Genomic DNA, 18371 nt, shown 5'->3' on the forward strand with positions numbered 1-18371 from the left:
CACTGCTCGGGAGGCCGGGCCCTTCACCGTGGCCGCGTCACGGCCGTCGTGCGGAGGCTCAGGCGAGCGAGGCCATCCAGGCCTCGACGTCCTCGGCGCTGCGGGGCAGGCCGGCCGAGAGGTTCTCGTTGCCGTCGGCGGTGACCAGGATGTCGTCCTCGATCCGGACGCCGATGCCGCGGTACTCCTCCGGCACGGTCAGGTCGTCCTGCTGGAAGTACAGGCCGGGCTCGACGGTCAGCACCATGCCGGGGACCAGCAGCGCGTCGACGTGCTCCTCGCGGCGCGAGTGGGCGCAGTCGTGGACGTCCAGGCCGAGCATGTGGCCGGTGCCGTGCAGGGTCCAGCGGCGCTGGAGGCCCAGCTCCAGGACCTTCTCGACGTCGTACACCGAGGCGTCCAGCAGGCCCCAGGCGAGCAGCCGCTCGGCGAGCACGCGCTGCGAGGCCTCGTGGAAGTCGCGGAACCGGGCGCCGGGCTTCACCGCGGCGATGCCGGCCTCCTGGGCGTCGTACACCGCGTCGTAGATCCGGCGCTGGACCTCGGTGAAGCTGCCGTTGATCGGCAGGCTGCGGGTGACGTCCGCGGTGTAGAGGGTGCTGGTCTCCACGCCCGCGTCCAGCAGCAGCAGCTCGCCCGGGCGCACGTCGCCGTCGTTGCGCACCCAGTGCAGGGTGGTGGCGTGCGGGCCGGCCGCGGCGATGGTGCCGTAGCCGACGTCGTTGCCCTCGACCCGGGCGCGGCGCCAGAAGGTGCCCTCGATCCAGCGCTCCGAGGTGGCGACGGCCTGGCCCAGCTCGCGGACCACGTCGGTGAAGCCCTTGACGGTGGCGTCGCAGGCGGCGCGCAGCTCGCCGATCTCCCACGCGTCCTTGACCAGCCGCAGGCCGCTCAGGAACTCCTTGAGCCCGGCGTCCTCGTCGGCGTCCAGGGCGTCGGCGAGCGCGGCCTCCAGGCCGGCGTCGTAGCCGCGGACGATGCGGGTCGGCACGGCGGAGTCGGCGGCCTTCGCGGCCAGCTCCTCGGCGGCCTTGCGCACGTCGCGGGCGGGCAGCCCGAGCAGCTGCTCCTGCTCGGCCAGGCTGTGCCGGCGGCCGACCCACAGCTCGCCGTAGCCGTCCAGCCAGAACTCGCCGTTCTCGCGGTTCGAGCGGGGCAGCAGGTAGAGCACGAAGTCGTGGCCGGTCGCGCCGGTCGGCTCGCCGACCAGCACCGCGTCCTCGGTCTGGTCGCCGGTGAGGTGGACGTACTCGCTGGCGGCGCGGAACGCGTAGTCGGTGTCGTTGGAGCGGACCCGCAGGTTGCCGGCCGGGACGACCAGGCGCTCGCCGGGGTAGGCGGCGGACAGCGCGGCGCGGCGCTCGGCCGCGTACGGGGCCTGGGCGACGGGGGCGAGGCCGTGCAGCTCGGTGTCGGCCCAGCCGGACTTCATCGAGGCGGCCAGCTCGTCGGAGATGTCGCCGTAGAGACCGTTCTTGCGGCCCTTGTGCTGCTCAGGCTCCTCGCCGCCCTCGGCCTCGGGGTTCTCGGCCACCGCGGGGGTACGGTCCTCGGTCACGTGCAACGCCTCCTTGGGGGGTGGTACCGCCGCCCCTGGGGGAGGTGTCGGATCGCGACACGCGCGGGCGGCCGTGCGTCCGTCCATGGTACGGACGCCCGGCCGCCCGTTCGTTCCGGGCCCGAACCGTCACTCGAAGCGGGCCGCCAGCAGCATCAGGTCGTCGGTGGCCGTGCCCCCGGCGTCCGGGTCCGGGCAGACGGCCAGCAGGTGGGCGCAGAGCCGGTCCGGGTCGATCCGCACGTCGCGCGGGGCGTCGGCGGCGGCCCGGCGCAGGTTGGCCTGCCCGGCGTGCAGGGTCGGGCCGCAGCGGCGGGCCAGGCCCTCGGTGTAGAGCAGCAGGGTGTCGCCGCGCTCGGCGACGAACTCCACCCCGGGGGCCTCCCAGCAGGCCAGCATGCCGAGCGGGGCGGAGAGCGAGGTCTCCACGAACTCGGCGCCGTGCCGGCCGACCAGGACGGGCGGGCAGTGCCCGGCGCCGGCCAGGGTGATCCGGCGCTCCTCGGGCTCGATCCAGGCGTAGACGGCGGTGGCGGTGCGGGTCGGCTCGGTGGTCTTGAGCAGCAGCTCCAGGTCCCCCAGGACGGAGACCGGGTCCTCGCCCTCCAGCACCGCGTACGCCCGCAGCGCGGCCCGGACCCGGCCCATCGCGGCGGCCGCGCCGGGGGCGGAGCCGGGGCCCGCGCCGGGGCCGTCGCCGGAGACGGAGCCGACGGTGAGGCCGATGGTGCCGTCGGGCAGCGGGATCGCGTCGTACCAGTCGCTGCCGGTGGAGCGCTCCAGCCCGGCGGGGACGAGCCGGGCGGCCAGCCGCAGCCCGGCGGCCCGGGGGAGCCGGTCCGGCAGCAGGCCGCGGCGCAGCGCCTCGGTGGTGCGCGAGATCCGGTCCGCCTCCAGCTGCTTGGCGAGCAGCGGGGCGGCGATCTCGCAGTAGTGGCGGGCCAGTTCGCGCTGGCAGTCGGTCGGTTCGGCGGGCTCGTCGTAGAACCAGAGGGCGGCGGCGAGCGGGCCGTCCTCCTCGGTGGCGAGCGGCAGGCCGTAGGCGCCGCCGAGGCCGAGGTGGACGGCGAGTTCGCGCAGCCGGGCGCCGGTGGCCGGGTCCTCGGCGAGGTCGTGGGAGTGCAGCTGGGCGGGCCGGTCCCGTTCGCGCAGCAGCCGGGCCAGCAGGCTCTGCTCGGTCGGGACGGTCTCCAGGGCGCCGAGGCTGGCGCGGTCGAGGCCGTGGCCGACCGGCTGTCCGGGTCCGCCGCCGGGCCGCCGGGTGACCAGCATGCCGCGCCGGGCGCCGAGCAGGGCGGCGCCGGAGGCGAGGACGGTGTCCAGGGTGGCGGCCAGGCCGCGGGCGCGGGCGAGCCGTTCGGTGTGCTCGTGCAGGCTGGTGATATCGGACAGGCGTCCGGCCAAACGGTCCTGCAGCGCGGCGGAGGGCGCCGTGTGGCCGTCCGCCGTGCCGTCCGGGGCGTTGACGGGGCCGGGGAGGTCCGGCAGGTCGAGGACGGTGAGCCCGCCCGCGCAGCCGGGTTCGCCAGGCTCGGCGGTCGTCGTCGGGAGGGCCGTCGACGGGTGGGACTCGTTCATGCCGTCACTCCTGACGCGGTGCTACGTGCCATGCGAAACCCCCAGGTACGGCCAATGTGGAGCGAGCACGGCCAAAGGGCGTGTTTCGCCTCGATTCGCTACTACTCGTCATTGATCGACAGCAATGCCACCACTTCTACACAGGCCATTCGGGGCATGTCCAGATCCAGGACGACGCGGTGGCCCGTTCCACATCGATCGCGACCCGGTCGGGGGGCGCGCGGGGTTGGTGCGCGCGCCACTCGGCCCGGAGGCATGGAGCGGGCCGCGAGCGGGCAGAACGGGGAGGACGGCCCGGGCGGCCGTCCGGATCGTATGTCCGTGCCGCCCGTGAGCCGGGTCGGCCGGAACTCTCTCACTCGTACGGTGGAACCAAGCGCGCCCGGGCGGCGTCCATCCGGTCGCGTACGGGATTCTCGTTCCAAGGGCTGTGCCCTGCGCGGCCCTTTCACGTCGTACTCCACACCTGCTCCACGTCGTGCCGCGCCGTCCGCCCTGCCGCCCGCCCCGCGCCGCGCCGCCCGGGTCCGTGCCGCGGCGGGTCCGCGCGGAGGATCCCGACGGACGCCGGCGGAGCGGAGCGAACCGAGCGGTCAGGGAAAGGAACGAGCGCCATGCGTGAGAACCCGAAAGACCGGTCGGAGGATCGTTCCGCCCGGCTGGCCGCGGCCCTGACGGCCGCCGTCGACCACCGTTGGCCCGTGGTGCCGGGCGCCGTGCTGCGCGACGGCCGCTGCTCCTGCGGCGACCTGGACTGCACCGTCCCCGGCGCGCACCCGCACGACCCCTCGCTGCTGGCCGCCACCACGGACGCCCGGATGGTGCGCTGGTGGTGGGAGCGGCAGAGCCCGGACGCGCCGGTGCTGGCCGCCACCGGCTCCACGGTCTCGGCGGTCAGCCTGCCCGCGGCGGCCGGCGCCCGGGCGCTGGTCTACCTGGGCGCGCTGCGGCTGCCGCTCGGCCCGGTGCTGGCGATGCCGGGCCGCTACGCGCTGCTGGTGGCCCCGTACTCGCTGGACGTGCTCGGCGAGATGCTCGCCCAACTCCCTTGGGTGCCAGGCTCGTTGCGCTACCACGGGGCGGGCGGCTTCCTGCCGCTGCCGCCCGGCGGCGCGGCCGTCGGGGTGCCCTCGGCCGGAGGCTGGGGGAGGGTGCGCTGGGTGCTCGCGCCGCGACCGGGCGTCGGCGGCGGGGTCTGGCTGCCGCAGGTCGGGCCGCTGCTGGGGGAGTTGGTGGAGGCGACGGTCCGGCTGGACAGCGGGCGTTCGGCCTACTGAGGGCCACCGGAGCGGGACGGGCTGTCGACACCGTCCGCCGGGCCCGGATCCGGGCTTCTCCCGGGCCTCGGCCCGGGCCCGTCCGGGGGCTCCGAGCGGGGCACTCCGGAAAAAGAAAAGATCCGGCCGCTGGCGACGGGGGATGCACCAGCGGCCGGACTCTTTAGACAGTAACAAGGATCCGCGCCCGCGCCAATTTCCAAGACGCCCTCCACGCCCGGAAATTGCGCGTTCACCGCGACAATGTGACGCGTATCACGCGGATCCTGCGCCCTTTAGTTCAAGGTGACCTGACGGTTCACCAGGTTCGCGCGGGTGCGCCGCTCCTCGGCGGTCAGCGGGGCCGCGTCGGCGAGCACCGCGGCGAGCCGCTCGGCGAACTCGGCGGCCGGCTTCTCGCAGTCGGCGGCGGTCATCGCGAGCGGGAGGTCCCACACCGGGACGGTCAGGCCGTGCGCGCGGAAGGAGCCGACCAGGCGGGTGTCCGGGCCGAGCGAGGCCTCGCCGGCCGTGTTCAGCCGGGCCAGCGCGTCCAGCAGCTTCTCCTCGGGCACGGTCATCACCCAGCGCAGGTGGTTCTTGTCCGGGGTGCCGCACCAGTACGCGGAGTCCACGCTCGCGAGCTTCTCGGTCGGGATGGCCGAGGCGTTGGCGCGCTCCAGGGAGGCGGCGACCTCGCCGGTGGCGGCCTCGGCGTCCTCCAGCCAGAACTCGAAGCCGGTGTGCACGGCGGGCGTGAACGCGGCGGTGGTGTCCAGCAGGTCCTGCAGGCGGCGTCCGCCCGGGACGGTCCGGCGGGCCGGCACCGGGCTGCCCGGCTCGGTGGCCAGGGCCAGCTCCAGGGCGTCCGCGAGGTCGCGGCTGAGGTCGCCGGAGGCGGACTGGGTCTGCAGGCCGAGCAGGATCGAGCCGTCCTGGCGGCGCAGGGCCGGCCAGGCCAGCGGCAGCACGGTGGCCAGGGTCACCGACGGGACGTCACCGGTCGCGCCGTCGGCCACGCCGGCGGCCAGCGTCAGCGGCACCGTGGCGGCGGGCACCAGCTCGCGCAGCGCCACCCAGTCGGCCTCGCCCGGCAGGCCCTCGAACGGGCGGTGCACCAGCTCCTGCACCGCGTGCGAGGCCTCCCGGCCGTGACACGCCTTGTACCGGCGGCCCGAGCCGCAGGGGCAGTCCTCGCGGGCCCCGACCACGGGGATCTCGCCCGTGACGGCGGTGGTGGACTGGCGCTGCGGCGCCTTCTTGGCGGCCTTCTTGCCCATGCTGCGGCTCTCCCGGGAACGGTGGTCCTGTGTCCCGGGAAGCCTAACGACACATTCCCCGAGCCCGGCTCACGCGCTACGGGCATCGCCCCCGGTGCGCCGGGCGTGCCGGGCCCGGGCGGGCAGCGCCGCCCAGACCGTGACCTCGCCTGGGGCGTCGCGCACGCCCCAGTCGCTGGCCAGCTGGTCGACGATGCTCAGGCCGCGGCCGCCGCGCGAGGTCAGCGAGGGACTCGCGGGCAGCGGCCGGGTGGCCGCCCCGCCGTCCGTGACCTCCAGGGTGAGCACCCCGTCGGCGTGCATCTGCCAGCGGACCAGCACCCCGCCGGCCGGCTCGGCCGGACCCTCGGCGGGCTCGCGGGCGCCCTGCGCGGCGGTCGCCCCGGAGGGGACGCCGACCAGCACCTGCCCGAGCACCTCGGCCCGGGCGCTGCGGCCCAGGGCCGGCAGCGGGCCGAGCGGACGGGCGTACCGACAGGCGTTGCTCAACAGCTCGGAAAGGATCAGAACAGCATCATCGATGACCGGTTCGGGTACCTGCCGGTCACCCAGATCTCGACGCAGTCGGCGCCGTGCGACCCCGACACTCGCTGGGCCGTGCGGCACTGCCATGGTCGATGAAGTCGGCACTTCACGCGCCACCATCAACGCCACCCCCGGACCTCCTTCAGCGTATGCCGAGGGAGAGATGCCCCTTGGTAATGCGTCGGAAACGAGCACCGGACGATCCCGCGAGCCCATTTCGAGTGCGGCGACCGACGGTCGACATCAGGTCATTCCGCGCTCACCCTCCGTCGCCCGGATGCAAGAATTCCGGCAATTTCGCGCGAGGAAGGTTTGACTGCCGACCAGAGTGATCGGATCGGAGGGGTTCGGAGGAGTACGGCCTTCGGTGCGCCGACGGATCACCGGTGGATCACCGGCCGAGCTGCGCCAGTACCTCCGCGGGCCGGTTGGTGATGATCGCGGACACCCCGAGCTCCAGGCAGAGCTCGACGTCGGCCGGCTCGTCCACTGTCCACACGTGCACCTCGTGGCCGAGCTCGCGCAGCCGGGTCACCAGCTGCGGGCGGGCCCGCACCAGCTCGATGCCCGGGCCGGCGATCCGCGCCCCGCCCGGCAGCGGCGAGCCCTCGCGCAGCCGGCCGAGCAGCGGCAGGGTCCGCTCGAACAGGAAGACCCGCCGGTACCGCGGCGCGGCGGCGGCCACCCGGTTCAGCGCGACCGAGGAGAAGCTCATGATCCGGGCGGACGGGCGGTCGCCCTCCCGGGTCGCGCCGATCTTGAACCGCTCCAGGGTCCGCAGCAGCTCGGCCTCCACCCGGCCGCGGAAGCGCACCGGGTGCTTGGTCTCGATCGCCAGGTCCACCGGGCGGCCGCACTCCACCACCAGCTCCAGCAGCCGCTCCAGCCGCAGCACGCCGCGCAGCTCCGGGTCGGTGCTGGGGCGGCCGGTCTTCCAGGCGCCGAAGTCGTACGCCTCCAGCTCGGCGAGGGTCATGGCCGAAACGGTGCCCCGGCCGTTGGAGACCCGGCCGATCCGGCGGTCGTGCACGCAGACCAGCGCGCCGTCGGCGGTGACCCGGACGTCGCACTCCAGCGCGTCCGCGCCCTCGTCGAGCGCGCGCCGGTAGGCCGCGAGGGTGTGCTCGGGCAGGGCGTGGGAGGAACCGCGGTGGGCGATCACCTGGACGGGCGGCACGGTGCGCGCCGCCGCCGAGGACAGGTCTGGGCTGGTCACAGGCCCAACGATAGGCGGCGGAGGTGAAGCGCGGACAAAGACGGCCCCAACCTGTGGGGCCGTCTCCGTACCTGCGGGGCCCGCTCGGGCCCCCGCTCCCTCCGCTCCGTCAGCCCCGGACGGCGCGGCGGCCGAGCGGGGTGAGCGCCCAGGTGGCCAGGGCCGGCACCAGGAAGGCGAACAGTGAGGCCGAGGTCCACTCCTGCGGGGTGAAGTGCAGCGCCTCCTGGGCGGAGGTCCAGAAGTCCGTCCACCAGCCCGCGACCTTGGTCGGCGCGATGAACTGGTAGACCGCGAAGCCCAGGGCCCACGGCAGCAGCATCAGCCAGCGGGACGGCGCGTCGGCGGAGAGGTTCCAGCCGCGTCGGCCGGCGCCGAGGAAGTAGTCCACCACGAGCACCGCCAGCAGCGGCACGAACACCGAGCCGATCAGGCCGAGGAAGCCGTAGTAGGTGTCGGTGAACTCGTCGATCTGCAGCGCCAGCACGGTGATCAGCACGCCGATCGCGCCGGAGAGCACCCGGCGGTCCACCTTCGGCAGCAGGTTCTGCACCGACATCGCGGTCGAGTACACGTTGGCGAAGGACTGGTCCGTCTCGCGCAGCACCAGCACCAGCAGGAACAGCCAGCCGGCCCAGACCCCGAGGAAGGAGTCGAAGATCCGGTTCGGGTCGCCGTCCGACTGCAGCAGCGCCATCAGGCCGAGCACGTAGCACCAGACCTGGGCGACCGTGTAGCCGGAGAAGCTGCCCCAGAACGCCGAGCGCGGGGTGCGCGAGTGCCGGGTGTAGTCGGCGGCCAGCGGCACGAAGGAGACCGACACCGCGATCATCGCGTCGGTGGCGCCGAGGAAGCCGTGCCAGTTGCCCGCGCCCGGGTCCGGCACGCCCTGGCGGCCCAACTGGACGGTGAAGTACACCATCGCCACCGCGACCGCCCCGGCCACGAAGCGGCGCAGCACCGCGATCGAGCCCAGCGGCCAGATGGTCAGCGCGGTGGTCAGCGCGCCCGCGAGCAGGACGAACAGCCAGCGGTAGCCGGTGGTGTGCGCGACGGTCTGCGCGCCCGCCGAGATGGTCAGCAGCTCGAAGACGCCCCAGCCGATGCACTGCACGATGTTCAGCACCGTCGGCAGGTACGACAGCCGGGTGCCGAACAGCCCGCGCAGGTTCGCCATCGCGGGGGCGCCGGTGCGGGCGCCGATCAGCGCGGCCACGGCGAGCATCGCGGTGCCGACCGCCGTACCGATCGTGATCGCGGTCACCGCGGCGGCCAGCGACAGCTCGCTGCCGGGGGCACCGAGCACGGTGGCGGCGGTGGAGAAGCCGATCAGGCTGACACCCAGGTTCATCCAGAGCGCGAAGTGGTCCCGGAAGCGCAGCGTGCGCGGCGGTTCGGTGTCCAGGACCAGGGGCGCTTCGACGTGCTCGGCGCGTTCCAGGAGGGCGGTCGCGCCCGGCGCGGGGGCGTTCGCGCCGGAGTCGGAGGCGTTCGTACCCGAAGAAGAGGATGGCGAAGCAGGCGGCATGGCCGATACTCCCTACGCCGGCATTACCCGGACAGGTTCCGGCGGTCAGCGCCCCCTCGAACGTCCGTCACTCGTGTGGCGTACGGTCGACATGCGCACTCTCAGCCTGGTGGGTCCAAGCTCCCGCGTGTCAGTTTGGAGCGCCAGGCTAACCGGCGCGGGTGCCGACGCCCAAGGCCGAGGGCGGGGCGGTCCGCATCGCGGACGCCCGACGGGGAGGGGAGCCCCGGCCGTCGGTACGGGTGCCGGAGCCGGTGTCGGTGCCGCTGTGGGTGCTGACGCCAGTGCCGGTGTCGGTGCCGGCTAAGGATTCTTATGAGTTCTTCAGAGGGGTCCTTACGGCAAACGAATCGACAGTGCGAAAAACTATGGTCCTTGGTTCTGCCAGCTATGGAGGTCGTCCGTGAGCACCGAGCGCGAGGTTGGGCCCACCGGGCCGCAGGGGGAGCAGCCCGCCGGGCCGGGGGCGGCCGAGTCCGCTGCCGCGGGCCCCGCTCAGGGCGGGCACAACCCGACCATGGCGTTCCGGCGGGTGCCCGAGCCGGAGGCGGGCGCGGTCGAGGCCGCCGCCGCCGAGGCGGCGCCGTCCGCCGACGCCGTTCCGGCCGAGGAGGTCCCGGCCGGGGGTGGGCACAAGCCCACCGTCGCCTTCACCAAGGTGCCCGCACCGGAGGCAGCCGCCGAGCCCGTGGCACCCGCCGCACCCGCCGTACTCGCCGTCGAGGAGCCGACCGTCGACCCGGCCACCGGCTACATCGACGCGCCGCCGCCGGTCCTGCCGCCCGTTCCGCCCGCCCCGGTGGCCGCCGCGCCCGCCGCCCCGGCCCTGCCGCCGGCCGGCAACCCGTACGCCACCCCGACCCACGGCGTCCCCGCCGCCGGCGCGCACGAGGGGTACGGCGCCGCTCCGGCCGCGCCCGCCGCCCCCGCCGCGCACGGCCACCACCCCTTCGGGGCCGGCCAGCCGCTCGGCGGCTGGGGCCCCACCCACGACTCCACCTCCGGCGGCGCCGGCTACCCCGGCGGCCCGGCCGGCCCGCTCGGCTACCCGGCGGAGTACCCCGGCGGTCCGGGCGGCCCCGGCGGCCCGCGCAAGAAGCGCGGCGGCCTGGTCGCCCTGATCGCGGCCGTCGCGCTGGTCGCCGGTGTGGCCGGCGGCGCGCTCGGCGTGTCCGTCTCCGACAGTTCCGACCGCAGGAGCTCCGCGAACGACCACCGCAGCACCACCGTCCAGGCCAGCGACACCCAGAAGAACGAGCCCGTCCCCGGCTCGATCGCCGCCATCGCGCAGAAGGCGCTGCCCAGCGTCGTCACCATCAAGGCGCAGGGCAACGGCGAGTCGGGCACCGGCACCGGCTTCGTCTTCGACACCGAGGGCCACATCCTCACCAACAACCACGTCGTCGCGCCGACCCTCAGCGGCGGCAAACTGACCGTCAAGTTCGCCGACGGCAGCTCCTACAGCGCCTCGGTGCTCGGCCACGCCGAGGGCTACGACGTCGCCGTGGTCAAGATCGACAACCCGCCCAAGAGCAAGCTGGCCCCGCTGCCGCTGGCCGACTCCGACAAGGTCAACGTCGGCGACGCCACCGTCGCGATCGGTGCGCCGTACGGCCTGGAGTCCACCGTCACCAGCGGCATCATCAGCGCCAAGGACCGCCCGGTGGCCTCCGGCGACGACACCGGCTCGCAGGCCTCGTACATGAACGCCCTGCAGACCGACGCCTCCATCAACCCCGGCAACTCCGGCGGCCCGCTGCTCGACTCCGGCGGCGCGGTGATCGGCATCAACTCGGCGATCCAGTCCAACGCCTCCGCCAACGGCCGGGCCGGCAGCATCGGCCTGGGCTTCGCCATCCCGATCAACCAGGCCAAGTGGGTCGCGGACACCCTGATCAAGACCGGCAAGCCGGTCTACGCCAAGCTCGACGTGCTGCGCAACGACGACTACAAGGGCGACGGCGCGCAGATCCAGACCAAGGACATCCAGGGCCAGCCCGCCGTCACCCCCGGCGGCGCGGCCGACAAGGCCGGCCTCAAGCCGGGCGACGTCATCACCAAGCTCGGCGGCGTCCCGATCGACAACGGCCCCGCCCTGGTCAGCCGGATCTGGACGCACAAGCCCGGCGAGACCGTCGACGTCGAGTACACCCGCAACGGCCAGACCCTCAACACCAAGGTCACTCTCGGCCAGCGCGAGGGCGACCAGCCGTAACCCCCGCCCGCACCGAAACGTGTGCACCGAACCCCGCCGGACCCGTTAGGCTGACCTCCGCCTGGAGAGCTGCCCGAGCGGCCTAAGGGAACAGTCTTGAAAACTGTCGTGCGGTGACCCCGTACCGTGGGTTCGAATCCCACGCTCTCCGCCGGTAGGAGAACCACCTGCTCAGGGCGGGTGCCGAGACCACTCGGCACCCGCCCTCGGTGTTTCCCGGGCGGGTGCGGGCGCCGGCTGTGGGCCAGGTGGGGAACTGCCGTGGAACGGCCACGGGCGAGGGCGGGGCGGGGGTTGACCCTGACACGGTGGCAGGGGGTGGAGTGGTCGCACCATGTTGAACATCGGAGACTTCGCCAGCCACGGCCGGGTGTCGGTGCGGATGCTGCGCCACTACGACGCGATCGGGCTGCTGCGGCCCGCCCGGGTGGACCCGGTCAGCGGCTACCGCTTCTACGAGGCGTCCCAACTGGCCCGGCTCAACCGGGTGATCGCGCTCAAGGAGCTCGGGTTCACCCTGCAGCAGGTGCGGGCCGTCCTGGACGAGCGGGTGGACGCGGCCGAGCTGCGCGGGATGCTGCGGTTGCGGCGGGCCCAGCTCGCCGCGGCGATCGCGGCCGACGAGCTGCGGCTGGCCCGGGTGGAGGCGAGGCTCCGGACGATCGAGAGCGAGGGGACCATGTCCGTGCGGGATGTCGTGGTGAAGCCGGTGCCGTCCGTCCGGGTGGCCCAACTGACCGGTGTGGCCGCGAGTTACGAGCCGGAGGACATCGGGCCGGTGATCGGGCCGCTGTTCGCCGAGCTGTGCCGGCGGCTGGCCGGGGCCGGGATCGAGGCGGCCGGCCCGTCCGTCGCCCACTACCAGGACGCCCCGGAGGGCAACGGCTCGGTGCTGGTCGGGGCCGCCGTCCCGGTCGGCCCGTCGGTGCGGGCGGGCGCGCACGACTTCGAGGTGGTCGACCTGCCGCCGATCGGGGAGGCGGCGACGATCGTGCACCGCGGCCCGATGGACGAGGTGCTGGGCGCGGGCCAGGAGCTGGCCCGCTTCATCGAGGAGAACGGCTACCGCTCGGCCGGCTACGCCCGGGAGCTGTACCTGGAGTGCCCGGAGGACCCGGCCGGGTGGGTCACCGAGCTCCAGGAGCCGGTGGTCCGCGGGTAGCCGGGCTTGCCCTCGACCCGGTCGAGGGTCCTAGCGTCACCGGGCATGACCACTGCCGCTGCCACCGCCGCTGCCACCGCCGCCGTCGGTTCGCGGGCCGCGCTGCCCCGGACGTACCTGCTCTGGCTGGCCGGGGTCCAGGCCGGACTGCTGGGCGACGCCGCGCTGTACTTCGCCCTCGGCTGGGCCGCCTCCGCGCACGGCGGCGGCGCGGCCGGGCTGGTCCTGACGGCGGTCACGGTGCCGCGCACCGCGCTGGTCCTGCTGGGCGGCGCGGTCGCGGACCGGTTCGGCGCCCGTCGGGTGATGCTCGTCGGGGACACGGTGATGCTGGCCGCGACCGCCGCGCTGGCGCTGGTCGCGGCCGACCGGGGCACACCGCTCTGGCTCCTGGTCGCGGCGGCGGCCGTGATCGGGACGGTCGACGCCTTCCACCTCCCGGCGAGCGGTTCGATGCCGCGCCGGCTGGTGCCCGCCGACCGGCTGCCCCGGGCGCTCGCCCTGCGGCAGGCCGGCGGGCAGGGCGCCGTCCTGCTCGGGGCGCCGCTCGGCGGCCTGCTGGTCGCGGCCGGCGGGCTGCCCGGCGCGGCACTCGTGGACGCGGTGAGCTTCGGGGTCGTGCTGCTGGTCCTGCTGCGGGTCCGCCCCGGGGCGGACGGGCCGTCCGGTCCGCGGGCCGGCCTGCTGAGCGAGGCCGCGTCCGGCGTCCGGCTCGCCCTGGCCGACCCGCTGCTGCGGGCCGCGCTGCTGCTCACCGGTGCGGCGGCCGGGGCGCTGCTGCCGGTGGTGTCGCTGCTCGGCCCGCTGCTCGCCCGGGCGCACGGCTGGTCAGCCGGGACGGCGGGACTGGTGAGCGGCGGGCAGGCGGCCGGGGTACTGGCGGTGGCCGTCCTGGTCGCCCGGCGGGGCGCGCTGCCCCGGGCCGGCGTGGGGGCGGCCGCCGGGCTCTGTACGGCGTCGGCGGGGATCGCGCTGCTGGCCCTGGCCGCGGGGCCGGTGGCGGCGGTGGCCGGCAGTACGGTGGCGGGCCTCGGCTCGGGGCTCTTCGCCTGCCACCTCGGCCCGCTGGTGCTGACCGGCGCGCCGCCGACCCATCTCTCGCGGGTCCAGGCCCTGCTGACGCTCGTGCAGAGCCTGGCCCTGGTGCTCTCGAACGCCCTGCTGGGCCTGCTCGCGGACGCGGCGGGCGCCGCCCCGCCCACGCTCCTCTGCGCCCTCGCCACCGCCGCGGCCGGCCTCATCGCCCTGGCCACCCCGACCCTCCGCCGGGCCTGAGCCGACCGGTCGCCCGCGCCGGCCCCGGGATCCGGCCGGCACCTCCCCGTACGGCGGCCCTTGCCGCCAGCCCCGGTGCCCGCCCTTCCCGTGGCCCACTTGCCCGCCCCCTGCCGTCCGGGCAGAGTGCGGAGGTGGAGGCGGTCGGGCGGCGAGTGGAGGCGGCGATGAGTGATCTGACGGACCGACTGGTGCGGGGCCTCCCGGACGGGGCCGTCGTGGTGGACCCGGACGTGACCGCCGCGTACCGCCACGACATGGCGGGTTTCTGCGCGGCCGGGCAGCCCGCGGCGGTGGTGTTCCCGGAGACGGTCGAGCAGGTGCGGCACGTGCTGCGCACCGCGACCGAGCTGCGCGTCCCGGTGGTGCCGCAGGGCGCCCGGACCGGGCTGTCGGGTGCGGCGAACGCGGTGGACGGCTGCGTCGTGCTGTCGCTGGTGAAGCTGAACCGGATCCTGGAGATCGACCCGGTGAACCGGATCGCGGTGGTCGAGCCCGGTGTGGTGAACGCCGAACTGTCCAGGGCTGTCGAGGAGTTGGGCCTCTCGTATCCGCCGGATCCGTCCAGCTGGGAGTCCTGCACGATCGGCGGCAACATCGGCACCGGGGCCGGTGGGCTCTGCTGTGTGAAGTACGGCGTCACCAGCGAGTACGTGCTCGGGCTGGACGTGGTGCTGGCGGACGGGCGGCTGCTGTCCACCGGCCGTCGGACGGCGAAGGGCGTGGCCGGGTACGACCTGACCAGGCTGTTCGTCGGCTCGGAGGGGACGCTCGGGGTGGTGGTCCGGGCGGTTCTGTCGCTGCGGCCGGCGCCCGCCCCGCAGCTGGCGCTGGCGGCGGAGTTCCCGAGCGCGGACACGGCCGGGGCGGCGGTCTGCGAGGTGATGGCGCGCGGTCTGACCCCGTCGCTGATGGAGCTGATGGACGCGGTCTCGGTGCGGGCCGTCAACGAGTTGGGGCGGATGGGGCTGCCGGAGTCCACCCAGGCGCTGCTGCTGGTGGCCTTCGACGGGCCGGACCGGGTGGCCGAGCTGGCCCGGGTCGCGCGGCTGTGCCGGGAGGCCGGGGCGACCGAGGTGGTGCCGGCCGAGGACGAGGCGGAGTCCGATCTGCTGCTGGCCGCCCGGCGGATGGCGCTGCCCGCGCTGGACCGGCTGGGCACCACGATGATCGACGACGTGGCGGTGCCGCGCTCCCGGCTGGCGGAGATGCTGAACGGTGTCGCGGTGATCGCCGAGCGGCACGGGCTGACCATCGGGGTGGTCAGTCACGCCGGGGACGGCAACACCCACCCGATTGTCATCTTCGACGCCTCGGACGAGGAGGAGACGGCCCGGGCCCAGCGCTCCTTCGACGAGATCATGGCGCTCGGGCTGGAGCTGGGCGGCACGATCACCGGGGAGCACGGTGTGGGGCTGCTGAAGCGGGACTGGCTGGCCCGTGAGTTGGGCCCGGTGGCGTTGGACCTGCAACGGCAGCTGAAGGCGGTCTTCGATCCGCTGGGAATTCTGAATCCCGGCAAGATGATCTGATTTTCACTGAAGTATTTCGGCGGGGACCGCACGTCCGAACCCCTGCCATCGTGGTGTGGCATCCGACGGCCTTTTCATGACCGGGAAAGTCGACATGGGAGGGTGACCGAACTTTTCCGGGGGCGCGCGTGCGGTTCGCATGCGCCAGGGTGGTGCGCCCAGCGGATCGTGTGACGGTGCCGCGCCGTCCCCCGGATCGACCATCGAGCAGCGACCGTACGGGTGAAGTCCCAGCTCAGACGGGGTATCTCGCCGCGATTTCCGTTTTCCCGGCCGTCATGCGCGGCCCGGGTGGATATCACGCAAACGGGCGAAATTCGCCGCGTGAGCTAGCGCTTTGTCGATTTGTTGCGGAAGTCTGTCTTCCGGCGTCGCAGCCCGCAGGTGTTCGTCCGGTCGACGAACCTTGCGCACCTTGATCGACCATTGCGCGACAAGCAGCTTCCCGGAGGCATTCATGGCTCGCACCCACCCCCGTCGAACAGCCGGGCTCCTACTCGCCGGCCCGCTCGCGGCCGGCCTGCTGCTGGCCGGTGCCGGGGCTGCCGCCGCCGACAACGGCGCGGGCGCCGAGGGCGCCTCCAACGCCGGGGCGGTCGCCGACACCGGCACCGGCAACGTGTTCGGCGGGGTCGACGGAAACTACGTCTCCACCCAGCAGACCGCCGCCGGCTCCGGCGCCACGAACCAGGACAACACCATCGCGGTGAAGGACAACACCGGCACCGTCCAGGGAGGCCAGGGCAACAAGGACGTCAACGTCGTCGTCGCCCCGACCTTCAACTGACCGGCCGACTGACCGGCCGCACGGCCGAGTGACGGCACCGGGCACCACGGAAGGCGGGGGCGCCGGACGTGGGTGGACGCGGGTGAGCTGAGCACCCGCCGACAGGCCCGGACCGGAACGGAACGGCCGGAACGGACACCGAACCACCGACGCATCACCACCAGAGGGAACAGCGCAACGACCGGCCTGCGGAAAGGGTCACCGCGAAACCGGTCTCGTGGGCGGTGCCGCCATCGGCACCGCCCACGAGTGTGTCCGGCGCAGGTCCCGGGTTCCCCGGCCGTCGGCCCGGGCGTCCCCGCAGGGCCTCCCCGCCGCGCATCGCCGTCGGAGCACCCCGCCAGGCATCCCCGGAATCCCCCGCCGACCGGCCCGGATCCGTCCACCGAGGGCCCGCGCCCGGAGCCGTCGGCCCACGGCGGTACGGTTGCGCTCCGACAGCGCACCCACGTGCCCGGGCCCGGACGGACCGGCCCGGCCGGGGCGGCGACCGCGGCAATCGGAAGGAAGGGCGCGCGATGGCGGCGGAGGAGGAGGGCCTGACCGGCCCGGACGAGGCCAGGCCCGCACCGGAGGCCGGGGCGGAGCCGGCGGCGGACGCGCGTCCGGAGCCGTCGGCCGAGCCGCTCCACGAGCACCGCTCCGGGCCCAGGTCCGTCCCCGAACTACTGCTCGGCCGCCCGCCGATGGCCCGCCCGCTGCCGTCCTTCGACCACCAGGCCGCCCCCGCCGAGCCCGGCCCGCTGTTCGTGGACTGGCTCGCCACCGCGCTGCACGCCGGGGTGCTGGACCCGCAGGCCTTCACCCTCTCGACCGTCGACGCGGACGGCATGCCGGACGCCCGGGTGCTGGTGCTGCGTGACGTCGACGCGGCCGGCACCGGCTGGAACTTCTCGGCGGCCGCCGACAGCCCCAAGGGCCGCCAGCTCGCCGAGCACCCGGCCGCCGCGCTGACCGTCTACTGGCCGCAGCTGGGCCGCCAGGTCCGGGTGCGCGGCACCGTCGAGCGGGCCGCCGACCTGGTCGCCGCCGCCGAGTTCGCCACCCGCTCGCCCGCCGCCCGGGTCGGCGCGCTGGTCGGGCGGCAGAGCGAGCCGCTGGGCTCGGTCGCCGAGTACGACGAGGCGGAGGCGGTCGCCCGTCGCCGGCTGGAGGCGCACCCGGACGCGGTCGCGCCCGGGCACGCGGTCTACACCCTGTGGGCGCACGAGGTGGAGTTCTGGCAGGGCGACGCCCAGCGCCGGCACACCCGGCTGCGCTACACCCGCACCGGCCCGGTCAGCTCCCCGGAGTGGTCGCGCACCCTGCTCTGGCCGTAACGCCGTAAGGCCGCCGGGTCCCCAGGGCACCCAGGGCGTCCTGGGGACCGAAGCGAGGGCTACCGTCGCCCGGCCAGCGTGGCCCCCACGCTGGCCGCGACCACGCACCCGATCCCGGCCAGCTGCGGCGCGCCCAGCAGCTGGCCCAGCACCACCAGCCCGACCAGCGCGCTGACCGCCGGCTCCAGGCTGACCAGCACGCTGAACACCCGCTGCGGCATCCGTCGCAGCGCGGTCATCTCCAGCGCGTACGGGATCACCGGCAGCAGCAGCGACACCCCGGCCACCGCGGCGAGCAGCGCCATCGGCGAGGCCTCGGGCGCGGTCAGCCCGTGCCAGGCCTGGCCGAGCCCGAACGGCGCGAGCGTCAGCGCGCCGACCGTCATCGACACCGCCAGGCCCTGGAAGCCCTGGAAGGCCGCGCCGACCTTGTCGGTGAACAGGATGTACAGGGCGTAGCAGGCGGCCGCCCCGAAGGCGTACAGCAGGCCGACCGGGTCGAGCGATCCGCCGCCGTCGCCCTCGCCGAGCAGGGTCAGCAGCGCCACGCCCGCGGCCGCGAGCAGCGCCCAGAGCAGGTGGCTGGCGCGCCGGGCGAAGACCAGGGCGACGGCGAGCGGGCCGAGGAACTCGATGGTCGCGGCGGTGCCCATCGGCAGCCGGTCGATCGCCCCGGCGAACAGGAAGGTCATCCCGGCCGAGGCCATGCCGAGCAGCGCGGCCGCGGCGAGGTCGCGGGGGCGCTTGTCGCGCAGCTTCGGCCGGGTGACGGCGAGCAGGATGACGGCGGCGAAGCCGAGCCGGAGGAAGGTCGTGCCGCTGACGCCGAGCGGGCCGAACAGCGGCTTGGACAGGGCGATGCCGGTCTGCACCAGGAACATCGCGGTCAGACAGAGAAGCGGCGCCGGGATCCGCTCCGGGCGCCGCAGGACCTTGCCGAACCGGCCGGTGGACCGGCCGGGGTGGACTTCGGGTGGCGCCGAGGGGCCGGACGCCCCACCTCGTCGCCAGCTGCCCCGCTCGCCGGCGGGCTCGCCCTTGGGGGAGGGCGGCATGGCCAGGGCCTCGGCGACGGCGGCGGCCGACGACGAGGCGGCAGGGGTTTCGCTGGTATGGGAGGTGGGCATATTTGTGAGTTTG

General features: G+C 74.7%; 15 protein-coding genes, 1 tRNA gene and 1 riboswitch. Of the genes, 8 read left to right on the forward strand and 8 right to left on the reverse strand.

Translation table 11 applies throughout. From position 1 onward, the window contains the following. Positions 1–58: 58 nt before the first annotated feature. Positions 59–1558 (reverse strand): aminopeptidase P family protein, encoded by a 1500-nt coding sequence (locus tag ACFVXH_RS11050; RefSeq protein ID WP_375875085.1) that lies wholly within the window; start codon positions 1556–1558, stop codon positions 59–61. A gap of 129 nt (positions 1559–1687) precedes the next feature. After that, entirely contained in the window at positions 1688–3136 is a 1449-nt protein-coding gene (locus ACFVXH_RS11055) for a PP2C family protein-serine/threonine phosphatase (protein WP_387822304.1), read from the reverse strand. A 614-nt stretch (positions 3137–3750) separates the two neighbouring features. On the opposite strand from ACFVXH_RS11055, the gene ACFVXH_RS11060 reads away from it, so the two are divergent. Beyond that, positions 3751–4413, forward strand: coding sequence for a bifunctional DNA primase/polymerase (locus tag ACFVXH_RS11060; protein ID WP_049655147.1), 663 nt, complete (start codon positions 3751–3753; stop codon positions 4411–4413). Between the two features lie 275 nt (positions 4414–4688). Here the strand turns inward: ACFVXH_RS11060 and ACFVXH_RS11065 are convergent, their stop codons facing one another. The 4 genes from ACFVXH_RS11065 to ACFVXH_RS11080 form a co-directional block, all read right to left on the reverse strand. Next, a complete protein-coding gene (locus tag ACFVXH_RS11065) occupies positions 4689–5672 on the reverse strand; it encodes a DUF5926 family protein (RefSeq protein ID WP_049655150.1) in 984 nt (327 codons plus the stop codon). Positions 5673–5741: 69 nt separating this feature from the next. Then, positions 5742–6161, reverse strand: coding sequence for an ATP-binding protein (locus ACFVXH_RS11070; RefSeq protein WP_380744302.1), 420 nt, complete (start codon positions 6159–6161; stop codon positions 5742–5744). A 427-nt stretch (positions 6162–6588) separates the two neighbouring features. Then, on the reverse strand, positions 6589–7413 hold the full coding sequence (locus ACFVXH_RS11075; protein WP_079271982.1) for a glycerophosphodiester phosphodiesterase family protein: 825 nt from the start codon (positions 7411–7413) through the stop codon (positions 6589–6591). 109 nt (positions 7414–7522) lie between these two features. Continuing rightward, the gene (locus ACFVXH_RS11080; RefSeq protein ID WP_079271981.1) at positions 7523–8941 is read right to left on the reverse strand and encodes a cytosine permease; all 1419 of its coding nucleotides are present in this window, start codon (positions 8939–8941) and stop codon (positions 7523–7525) included. Further along, positions 8934–9078, reverse strand: a riboswitch (TPP riboswitch). (Overlaps the previous gene by 8 nt.) A 266-nt stretch (positions 9079–9344) precedes the next feature. Here ACFVXH_RS11080 and ACFVXH_RS11085 point away from each other — a divergent pair. The 5 genes from ACFVXH_RS11085 to ACFVXH_RS11105 all read left to right on the forward strand — a co-directional run bounded on the left by ACFVXH_RS11085 (position 9345) and on the right by ACFVXH_RS11105 (position 15125). Beyond that, on the forward strand, positions 9345–11156 hold the full coding sequence (locus ACFVXH_RS11085) for a S1C family serine protease (RefSeq protein ID WP_387822311.1): 1812 nt from the start codon (positions 9345–9347) through the stop codon (positions 11154–11156). A 63-nt stretch (positions 11157–11219) separates the two neighbouring features. Further along, positions 11220–11307 (forward strand) — tRNA-Ser (locus ACFVXH_RS11090). Between the two features lie 183 nt (positions 11308–11490). After that, complete coding sequence (locus ACFVXH_RS11095) at positions 11491–12318, forward strand: MerR family transcriptional regulator (protein ID WP_074001836.1); 828 nt, start codon at positions 11491–11493, stop codon at positions 12316–12318. A 45-nt stretch (positions 12319–12363) separates the two neighbouring features. After that, positions 12364–13593, forward strand: a complete 1230-nt coding sequence (locus ACFVXH_RS11100; RefSeq protein WP_387822315.1) for an MFS transporter — start codon at positions 12364–12366, stop codon at positions 13591–13593. Positions 13594–13760: 167 nt separating this feature from the next. After that, positions 13761–15125 (forward strand): FAD-binding oxidoreductase, encoded by a 1365-nt coding sequence (locus ACFVXH_RS11105; RefSeq protein WP_387822318.1) that lies wholly within the window; start codon positions 13761–13763, stop codon positions 15123–15125. Positions 15126–15401: 276 nt separating this feature from the next. Here the strand turns inward: ACFVXH_RS11105 and ACFVXH_RS11110 are convergent, their stop codons facing one another. Then, on the reverse strand, positions 15402–15584 hold the full coding sequence (locus tag ACFVXH_RS11110; RefSeq protein WP_387822321.1) for a hypothetical protein: 183 nt from the start codon (positions 15582–15584) through the stop codon (positions 15402–15404). Here ACFVXH_RS11110 and ACFVXH_RS11115 point away from each other — a divergent pair. Both ACFVXH_RS11115 and ACFVXH_RS11120 read left to right on the forward strand, forming a co-directional pair. After that, entirely contained in the window at positions 15583–15912 is a 330-nt protein-coding gene (locus tag ACFVXH_RS11115) for a hypothetical protein (RefSeq protein ID WP_387822324.1), read from the forward strand. The two genes, ACFVXH_RS11110 and ACFVXH_RS11115, sit on opposite strands and share 2 nt — an antisense overlap. 518 nt (positions 15913–16430) lie before the next feature. Next, on the forward strand, positions 16431–17231 hold the full coding sequence (locus tag ACFVXH_RS11120) for a pyridoxal 5'-phosphate synthase (RefSeq protein WP_234348562.1): 801 nt from the start codon (positions 16431–16433) through the stop codon (positions 17229–17231). A gap of 59 nt (positions 17232–17290) precedes the next feature. Here ACFVXH_RS11120 and ACFVXH_RS11125 read toward each other — a convergent pair whose 3' ends face one another. Then, complete coding sequence (locus ACFVXH_RS11125) at positions 17291–18358, reverse strand: DMT family transporter (protein WP_387822327.1); 1068 nt, start codon at positions 18356–18358, stop codon at positions 17291–17293. Positions 18359–18371: the final 13 nt, after the last annotated feature.

Source organism: Kitasatospora sp. NPDC058184 (assembly GCF_042883725.1).
Taxonomy (GTDB): domain Bacteria; phylum Actinomycetota; class Actinomycetes; order Streptomycetales; family Streptomycetaceae; genus Kitasatospora.

Bases quoted from the DNA above. Each gene is read 5' to 3' on its own strand.
- ACFVXH_RS11055 (WP_387822304.1), bottom strand. From the start codon at position 3,136: ATGAACGAGTCCCACCCGTCGACGGCCCTCCCGACGACGACCGCCGAG.
- ACFVXH_RS11060 (WP_049655147.1), top strand. From the start codon at position 3,751: ATGCGTGAGAACCCGAAAGACCGGTCGGAGGATCGTTCCGCCCGGCTG.
- ACFVXH_RS11065 (WP_049655150.1), bottom strand. From the start codon at position 5,672: ATGGGCAAGAAGGCCGCCAAGAAGGCGCCGCAGCGCCAGTCCACCACC.
- ACFVXH_RS11080 (WP_079271981.1), bottom strand. From the start codon at position 8,941: ATGCCGCCTGCTTCGCCATCCTCTTCTTCGGGTACGAACGCCTCCGAC.
- ACFVXH_RS11095 (WP_074001836.1), top strand. From the start codon at position 11,491: ATGTTGAACATCGGAGACTTCGCCAGCCACGGCCGGGTGTCGGTGCGG.
- ACFVXH_RS11100 (WP_387822315.1), top strand. From the start codon at position 12,364: ATGACCACTGCCGCTGCCACCGCCGCTGCCACCGCCGCCGTCGGTTCG.
- ACFVXH_RS11105 (WP_387822318.1), top strand. From the start codon at position 13,761: ATGAGTGATCTGACGGACCGACTGGTGCGGGGCCTCCCGGACGGGGCC.
- ACFVXH_RS11115 (WP_387822324.1), top strand. From the start codon at position 15,583: ATGGCTCGCACCCACCCCCGTCGAACAGCCGGGCTCCTACTCGCCGGC.
- ACFVXH_RS11110 (WP_387822321.1), bottom strand. From the start codon at position 15,584: ATGAATGCCTCCGGGAAGCTGCTTGTCGCGCAATGGTCGATCAAGGTG.
- ACFVXH_RS11120 (WP_234348562.1), top strand. From the start codon at position 16,431: ATGGCGGCGGAGGAGGAGGGCCTGACCGGCCCGGACGAGGCCAGGCCC.
- ACFVXH_RS11125 (WP_387822327.1), bottom strand. From the start codon at position 18,358: ATGCCCACCTCCCATACCAGCGAAACCCCTGCCGCCTCGTCGTCGGCC.